Below are 8,307 nucleotides of genomic sequence, written 5' to 3'. Positions count from 1 at the left end.
CCGGAATTAAAGTCCCCCTTTTTAAGGGGGATTTAGGGGGATTTGGATCTACGATTCATACCAGACAACCTTTTCAGACATCCTCTTAGAGCCAGATGTTTAAAACTATTCTATTTTTCAATCTCAGCCTTTTCCCAATCGCGTAATTCAATCTCTAATCGATCGGCTCATCTATACTCAAATATTATGATAAAAACTAAATCTTGTCTGGCTATTCTTACCCTAATTTATCTGGCTTACAGCCTCCCCGCCCAGTCCCAAACCTATACACCATCAAATCGATCGCCAGTTGCAGATCCGAGTTTGGGTACGACAGTATCGGGCAGTAATAATAACTTAAATATTACGGGCGGCTTAACCAAAGGACAAACGACATTTCATAGCTTTACAGATTTTTCCGTCCCTACTAATGGACAGGTCAACTTTGTTAATCCAGTCAACACTCGGGATATTATTACTCGCGTCACTGGTAGCTCATTCTCCGATATCAACGGTATTCTCAATACCAATGGTGCCAACTTTTTCTTAATCAATCCCAATGGCATTACTTTTGGCCCTGGCGCACAATTGTTGAATGTTGGCAAAGCCTTCGCCAGCAGTACCGCCAATGGCATTAATCTAGTCGATGGTGGCGGACGCACGTTTACATTTGGTACGAATCAAAGTGGTGATGCGTTACTGAAAGTTTCGCCGAGTGTCTTGTTTAATGTCGCTAGTCTCAATATTGGGACAGGGAGCGGCGCGATTAATAATTTTGGCACGTTGCAGACTGCTAACGAGAACCAATACATCGGTTTAATTGGTGGTAATGTCAATCTATATGGGGGCAAAATCATCGCACCAGGCGGACGAGTAGACATCGGTGGACTCAATACTGCTGGGGTGGTGAGCGTCAATAATGATGGTTTGGTATTTAACAGTACTACTCCAGTCAGAAGCAATGTCACCATTACCAATGGAGCGAGTGTCAGCGTCCGCGCCAAGAGCACTCTCAATCCAGTCGATCCGGTCTTCTTTCCCAATGCCACATCTCCAGGCAGTAGCATTAACATTAGTGCCAATCGGATCGAAGTCAGTAAATCTGGCGATCGATTTACGAGCGATGCTGGTGACGGTAAGATCAATCAGGCACTAGGCGGATTAGATGCTGGATTGGATGTCAACTCCGGTACGAAGACGGCAACGATTGGGAATATCAGTCTCAATGCCACTGGCGATATTTTAATTCAACGAGCAGCCCTATTTAACCTCGTGCGATCGGGTGCTCAAGGCACTGGTGGCGGGATTAAACTAGTTGGCAATAACATCACCGTCACAGATAAATCGGAGATCTCTGCCGATCTCTATGGCAGCGGACGCGGTGGCGATGTCGATCTTAAGGCACTGGGCAATTTTAGTCTAGTCGAACCCACGCCTACCGATATAACCGATCGACCGAAATATGCTGAGTCTGTAATTGCGGCTAGTACTTACGGACGCGGTAATTCTGGCAAAGTAACCATTGCGGCTGGGGGTAATGCTGTAGTTAGCGATCGGAACACGATCGCTAGTACGGTTGAAACAACTGGAATTGGAGATAGTTCGGGAATTAAAATCGATGCAGGCACGTTACAAATACTCAATGGTGGCGAGATTTTAACTGCGGCTGCTCCCAGTACTGCCAATGAGCGGGGAGATGCTGGGAATATCGATATTACGACAACTGGAGACATCACCATTTCTGGAAGCAAAAGTCCTGGTGTCTTTCGCACTCGTAATGACGCATATATCCCCCTCTCGTCTGTTGCTAGTAGTAGTTTCAGATCTGGTAATGCGGGGAAAGTGACTGTGACTACTCCTGGCAAGTTAACAGTCACCAATCGCGCTGCGATTCGGAGTCAAATTATTGAAAATGGTAGTGGAGTTAGTGGTGGTATTAAGATCGGTGCGGGAGAGTTGATACTTGCTAATTTCAGCCAAATTAGTAGCTCTCTAGGAACGTACGGCCAACCTACAACTGCTAATCCCAAGGGCACTGCTGGTGATATTGATATCAAAACAACCGGAAATATTACCCTCAACGAAGATAGCTCTCTAGATCCGATTATCTTCAAGCTGGTAGAGAATGATTTCTCTCCATCGATTATCTTTAGTAGTGTGTTTGGAACGGGTAAGGGTGGCAAAATTACGATCGAAACGCCAGGTAAAATATCAATTGGCAGTCGAGATACGATCGCCAGTAATGTCGAACCCAGCGGACAGGGTAATAGTGCTGGCATCAACATTAAGGCCGGAGAATTGCTACTCTTCAATGAAGGTCAAATCTTAAGCTTTGCCACCGGAATACCCACAAACACTGGAAATGCTGGCAACATCGATATTAAAACTACTGGCGATATTACAATTTCTGGTAAAAATACTCCGGCTGCTGCGGATGCGATCGTTGACAGTAATGGCAACACAGTCAAATCTTTATCCAAAATCTCTAGTAGTAGCTTCAGACAGGGATCTGCGGGTAATATCTCCATCGATGCTGGGGGTACGATCTCACTATTAAATCGTGGCGGTATCACTTCAGCGGGTGAAGTAGCACTTCCTGGTAATAGTGCTGGTAACATTACCATTAGCAGCAAGCAGCTAAATCTCGATCGCGGCGATATTTCACTAGCAGCCAAGAATACCAGTGCTGACTTGAAAATTTCCACTCAAAATAGCATCTCAATGGTGAATAGCAGTAGTATCGTCACCAATAATACTAATGGTGCGGCAGGAAATATCACGATTTCTTCACCACTAATTACTCTAGGTACGAGTAAAATTGATGCGATATCTAACGGTGGGTCGGGGGGCAAAATTAATATTTTTGGTAATGATTTACTCCTACTCCGTCGTCAAAGCCAGATCTCGACTAATGCTTTGAGCACGCCACAAGCTGACGGGAATGGAGGTAATGTCGATATCAAAACAATCCTACTCGTTGCTCTTCTCAATGAAGACAGTGATATTACGGCTAATGCAACTCAAGGTGCTGGCGGCAAAATTAATATCACAGCTCAAGGTATATTTGGCATTGAATTTAGCAAGATACCAAGAACGGGTATTAGTGACATTACTGCCTTTTCTGGAACTGGACAAACTGGCACGGTTAATATCAACACACCAGGGATCGATCCAGGCAAAAACAATACCGAACTGCCGACGGTGCCTATCGATAGCAGCACTCAGATTTCCCAAGCCTGCGGTGCTAGCAACCGCCAAAACAAATTAACCATCACCGGACGTGGTGGATTGCCCACAGTTGCGACAGATCCGCTCATTAGTGATGAGATCTGGCAAGACGATCGCGCCACCAATGCTAGCGCAGCTACTAAAACCACTACCAATAACCCCGTCAAACTCGCACCACCAGCGATCGGGTTAACTGTAGATCGCAATGGCAAAGTCACGCTAGTTGCTGCTGGTACCGATCGACAATCGATCGGCACGAAGGTAAATTGTCCGCAAACCAAGCAGAAATAGTCGTTTCCGATCGGGTTGGATCGTAAGTCCATCGAGCGAATTTTGCCATAAACATCGTGCTAAAAACTAAATTTCACTTACCTATCTTCATCCTCCTCTGGCTAAATCGGCCCCATCGGCAAAAGATCCGCTGGCTAGCGATGCGATCTGCCAAGACGATCGCGCCACCAACTCCAGCCCGATGGCTAAAAATGTTACAACTCCATTCAAACTCGCACCACCCGCGATCGGGTTGGTCTATGATGGCAGAGGAAGAGTCACTTTAGTCGCCGCAGTAGCACAGCAACACCCGATCGGCCCGAGCGCAGCTTGTCCGGCAGCCCCGCAGAAATAGTCATCCCCGATCGCTATAAAAATCACTACACTTAAATTATTTATGCTTTTTAATACCTGCAATCGTTATCTAGTTCCGATTTTTTTAGTAGCCACTACGGTGCTATTAGTGCCACAAGTTATGGCGGCTCGACAGGAAGCCAGAGCTATTTTAGCTAGAGAAGTTGGCGCGATCGCCAAAAAAACTGTTGTCAGAATCGAATCCTCCGATGGTAGCTTTGGTTCGGGGGTAATTATCGGTCGCACCGAAAGCGGCACTCAAAATGTTTATACCGTCTTGACTGCGGGACATGTGGTCAAGTGTAGCGAGTGTCAATATCAGATCGTTACACCAGTACCGATCGATACTGCCAGCGAGAAAAAACGCGTCAAAATCGATCTCGATATGCGCAACAATTTTCAAAAAATGCCAGATGTAGATTTAGCGACGATCTCATTTGAGAGCACCTCTACGTTTGCGATCGGGACGATCGGTAATTCGGAATACGCCGATGAAGGTAGCCCCGTCTATGTCGCCGGATTTCCGAAACCCGGACAAGCAATCAAGCGGATCGCGCTCCAATTTACCGGCGGGATGATTTCCTCGCGGATCGAAGAAGGCGATCGCGACCCCAAAGCTCGCAACAATGGCTACGATATCGCCTATACAAATATCACCAGAGCGGGGATGAGCGGCGGCCCAGTCTTTGACGCGGCTGGTAGAATTATTGCCATCCACGGTCAAGGCGATCGCAATAGTCAAAATGCCGAAGCAGGGAATAAAGATACTGTTCCTACTCTCATTGATGATGAGAAGACAGGCTTTAACTTAGGGATTCCGATGCAGACATTTTTGAAACTGCAACCCCAAGCTACCGAGGTTGTGGGTGCCAAGATCGATGATTCGCCACTCAACTATCAACTGAGCGATCGAACCATGACCATCGGTACTCCCAACCGGAAATTTATCCAGAAAGTCCGCACCAGAGGTCAATCTTCGCAAATATTTGATGTTACGAAAGTGAGCGAGCAAACTCCTGATTGAGCGATTTAAGGCAAATTTAACGATCGGTTAGATGCGATCGGATCGAGGGGTAAGGGCGAGCAATTTGCCCTTGCCCCTTAAATTTTTGGCATTGCCGTGAAAACTCCACTGGTTCCTCCTCTTGAGCCTGAATAGTCATGCTAGGCTAAATAAATAGCCTCCTCACACTACCCTTTCTATGGCCATCGCGATCGATTTTGGGACTAGTAATACCGTCATCAGTCGGTGGAATGCCGCGACGCAACAAGCCGAGACGGTGACATTGCCGGGATTATCCTTAGTCGGGGGGCTGAATCCACCGTTGATTCCTAGTTTGGTCTATATCGAGGATGGCAGTAGCGATCGAGTCTTATTAGGGCAAATGGTACGCGATCGCGGGCTGGATCTCCAGAGCGACAATCGCTATTTTCGCGGCTTCAAGCGGGGGATTGGCGCGCAGATTCAGGGCTTTTTGCCGGAATTGGACGGGGTGACGATGACTTTCGAGCGGGTGGGTGAGCTATTTCTCACTGGCATTCTCAAGCAGTTGCAACAGTCGTTAACTGTCGGTGAATCTCTCGTTTTAACCGTACCTGTGGATAGTTTTGAGGTCTATCGCAACTGGTTGAGCAGCGTCTGCGATCTGCTCCCAGTCGAACGTATCCGCCTGATTGACGAGCCAACAGCCGCCGCCTTGGGATATGGCATGACTGCCGCCGAAACCCTGCTAGTGGTCGATTTTGGTGGGGGTACGTTGGATTTATCGCTGGTACAGCTTACCAAGCAAGTCCAGCAAGGTAAAAAGCCGCTCGGCTTCCTCTTAAAATGGGGCGATAAATCTCTCGAAGCGGCAACTCAACAACCCCAACTAGCGCGAGTAATTGCTAAAGCAGGGCAAAATTTGGGCGGGACGGATATCGATAATTGGGTAGCCCAAGAATTAGCCCAGGCGCAAGGCGTCAAAGTCACGCCACTAATTACCCGCTTGGCAGAAAAGCTCAAAATTCAACTCTCCTTACAAACGATCGCCACAGAAGCTTATTTTGACGATCGCACGTTCGATAGTTATGAATTTAGCCTCACCCGCGACAGATTCGATCGCGTATTAACATCCCATCAATTTTTCGACAGATTAGATGAATCGATGACGCAAGTGCTCCAACAAGCTCGCCGCCAAGGTATCGAAACTAATGATATCGATGGGGTGTTATTAGTCGGCGGTACCGTTCAAATTCCCGCCGTGCAAAATTGGGTACGTCAGTATTTTGATGAGAGTAAAATTCGTCAATCCAAACCATTTGAAGCGATCGCCCATGGTGCTTTACAATTACTTCAAGGCATCGAAGTTCAAGATTTTCTCTATCATAGTTATGGCGTCCGCTATTGGGATAAACGTCGCAATGCCCACAATTGGCACCCAATCATTCAATCGGGACAAGCCTATCCGATGTCCGAATCTGTCGAATTAATGCTCGGTGCCTCGCGGGAAAATCAACCCAGCATTGAATTAATTATCGGCGAATTAGGCGCAACAACTGGCGGCACTGAAGTCTATTTCGACGGCGATCGGTTGGTAACACGCTGCCTCACTGGGGGCATCAAAGATGTCAAAGCTTTAAACGATCGCGATGGTGGTAGAAGCATCGCCAAACTCGAACCAGCAGGCTATCCAGGCACCGATCGAGTCAAAGTATCATTCAATGTCGATCGCGATCGGCAGTTACGAATTAGTGTCGAAGATTTGCTCACTAATCAAACGCTTTTAGCTGATGGGATCGTCGCCGAATTAAGTTGATTTGCAAGCTAAAGAAAGATTTATTACAATACAATAATCGCAAATCAGGAGGTAGATGGAATGGTTGCAAGTGTAGATAGATTATTCATGTCCCCAACTGAGTACCTAGCATGGGAGGAAGAACAACCATTCAAACATGAATATTTAAATGGTGAAGTATATGCCATGACAGGTGGGACGCTCGGTCACAATCAAGTTGCAATTAATTTAGTGGCTATGTTGCGAACATTCTTTCGGGGTAAAGGATGTCGAGTATTTATAAATGATGTGAAAGTGCAAGTAAGTGCAAAAGGGCCATACTTTTATCCAGATTTAGTAGTAACTTGCAATAGTGATGATTTTCGACGGTCGATAGGCGATCCGAAAGCTCCCCTAAAACTAATTTCTTATCCTCAACTCATTATTGAAGTCTTATCACCTGGCACAGAAGGTTATGACAGAGGCGAAAAGTTTAAACAATATCGACAGATGCCCAGTCTTCAGGAATATATCATCATCGATCCACGTCAAATTGCGATCGAATGTTATCGCTTGAACGATCGTCAAAAATGGGAATTAACGCCTTACTTCAGTGAAGATATCGCCGATCCCACGATGGTTGAATTTCCCTGTATTGAGTTTGAATGCTCGATCGCGGCTATCTATGAAGATGTCGAATTTGACACGCCAGCATAATCTCGATCGAGGCTTAATTAAGATCGATCGCTAGCGAAGTAGCCACTTCAAGAAGTGGCCGATCTGAAAGAATCGCTCGATCTCAGTAGCCTATGATGGGGAAAACATCAGCGTGCATGGAATTTCCTGTTTATCTCACCATTGGTTCCGTCAAGATTCATCCGCACCCATTATTTGAGAGCATGGCGTACTTCGTCGCCTTGCGGTTGGCATTGCGGCGGTTTCGACACAACCCGATTCCATCCGAACGGCGGGGGGTAATTATTGCGGGTGGTTTAATCGGCGGTATCCTGGGCGCGAAGATGCTGGCTGTAATGCAACATTTAGATTTGTTGTGGAGTGGGGCGGTGCGGATCGAAATGCTGCTACTTAGTGGTAAAACGATCGTGGGCGCATTACTCGGCGCAACCTTTGGGGTTGAAGTTACCAAGAAATTACTTAAGATCGATACAGCGACGGGAGATGTATTTGCCTATCCCCTAATTATTGGCACCGCGATCGGTCGAATCGGTTGTTTCTTAACAGGATTGAGCGACCAAACCTATGGCACGCCTACATCTTTACCCTGGGGAGTAGATTTTGGCGATCGCATTTTGCGTCATCCGACGCAGCTATATGAGACGATTTTTATGGTGGGGTTACTAATTTTCCTCAATTATCGATCGCGCAAATCTTACTTACCAGGCGATCTATTTCGCTTTTATATGATTTGCTATTTAGCCTTTAGATGGTCGATCGATTTTATCAAACCCGACTTTCATCCGCTGCTGGGCATGAGCGCGATCCAAATCGCTTGTTTGCTAGGCTTAATCTATTATCGCCAAGCAATCCGGCGGCTGATCTAAGGGAGACGGGGAGACTGGGGGAGCTAGAGAAAATAATAAGGCTTGCTTCCAAACCCTCTATTTACTGTCTTAATTCGCGATCGACTATAGATTTACTAGTTTTTGGTGCGTTACGCTGTCTTGTCTCGCTAAACCGTCGGGAAACAAAGGCGTGCGCG

The 8,307-nt window shown here is 46.6% G+C and carries 6 protein-coding genes; all 6 read left to right on the top strand.

Annotated features, from left to right (window positions below):
- Positions 1 to 186 precede the first annotated feature (186 nt).
- The 6 genes from RMO84_RS08930 (at position 187) to RMO84_RS08905 (ending at position 8,149) form a co-directional block, all read left to right on the top strand.
- A complete protein-coding gene (locus RMO84_RS08930) occupies positions 187 to 3,498 on the top strand; it encodes a filamentous hemagglutinin N-terminal domain-containing protein (RefSeq protein ID WP_310488128.1) in 3,312 nt (1,103 codons plus the stop codon).
- Positions 3,499 to 3,679: 181 nt separating this feature from the next.
- Positions 3,680 to 3,832, top strand: coding sequence for a hypothetical protein (locus RMO84_RS08925; protein WP_310488127.1), 153 nt, complete (start codon positions 3,680 to 3,682; stop codon positions 3,830 to 3,832).
- A 42-nt stretch (positions 3,833 to 3,874) separates the two neighbouring features.
- On the top strand, positions 3,875 to 4,855 hold the full coding sequence (locus RMO84_RS08920; RefSeq protein WP_310488126.1) for a serine protease: 981 nt from the start codon (positions 3,875 to 3,877) through the stop codon (positions 4,853 to 4,855).
- 178 nt (positions 4,856 to 5,033) lie between these two features.
- Positions 5,034 to 6,629 carry an Hsp70 family protein gene (locus tag RMO84_RS08915; protein WP_310488125.1) on the top strand — a complete coding sequence of 532 codons (1,596 nt, stop codon included), beginning with the start codon at positions 5,034 to 5,036 and terminating at the stop codon, positions 6,627 to 6,629.
- Between the two features lie 60 nt (positions 6,630 to 6,689).
- Positions 6,690 to 7,304: a Uma2 family endonuclease gene (locus RMO84_RS08910; protein WP_310488124.1), complete on the top strand. Its 615-nt coding sequence runs from the start codon at positions 6,690 to 6,692 to the stop codon at positions 7,302 to 7,304.
- A 116-nt stretch (positions 7,305 to 7,420) separates the two neighbouring features.
- Complete coding sequence (locus RMO84_RS08905; protein ID WP_310488123.1) at positions 7,421 to 8,149, top strand: prolipoprotein diacylglyceryl transferase family protein; 729 nt, start codon at positions 7,421 to 7,423, stop codon at positions 8,147 to 8,149.
- Positions 8,150 to 8,307 lie beyond the last annotated feature (158 nt).

Origin of the sequence: Chamaesiphon sp. VAR_69_metabat_338, assembly GCF_031423935.1 — a bacterium.
Classification (GTDB): Bacteria; Cyanobacteriota; Cyanobacteriia; order Cyanobacteriales; family Chamaesiphonaceae; genus Chamaesiphon.
The sequence above is the reverse complement of the archived record's forward strand: the minus strand, read 5'-3'. Positions and strand labels throughout refer to the sequence as shown.

Excerpts from the sequence above, each read along its gene's own strand:
- RMO84_RS08920 (WP_310488126.1), top strand. The coding sequence starts at position 3,875 with ATGCTTTTTAATACCTGCAATCGTTATCTAGTTCCGATTTTTTTAGTA.
- RMO84_RS08925 (WP_310488127.1), top strand. The coding sequence starts at position 3,680 with ATGGCTAAAAATGTTACAACTCCATTCAAACTCGCACCACCCGCGATC.
- RMO84_RS08905 (WP_310488123.1), top strand. The coding sequence starts at position 7,421 with ATGGAATTTCCTGTTTATCTCACCATTGGTTCCGTCAAGATTCATCCG.
- RMO84_RS08910 (WP_310488124.1), top strand. The coding sequence starts at position 6,690 with ATGGTTGCAAGTGTAGATAGATTATTCATGTCCCCAACTGAGTACCTA.
- RMO84_RS08930 (WP_310488128.1), top strand. The coding sequence starts at position 187 with ATGATAAAAACTAAATCTTGTCTGGCTATTCTTACCCTAATTTATCTG.
- RMO84_RS08915 (WP_310488125.1), top strand. The coding sequence starts at position 5,034 with ATGGCCATCGCGATCGATTTTGGGACTAGTAATACCGTCATCAGTCGG.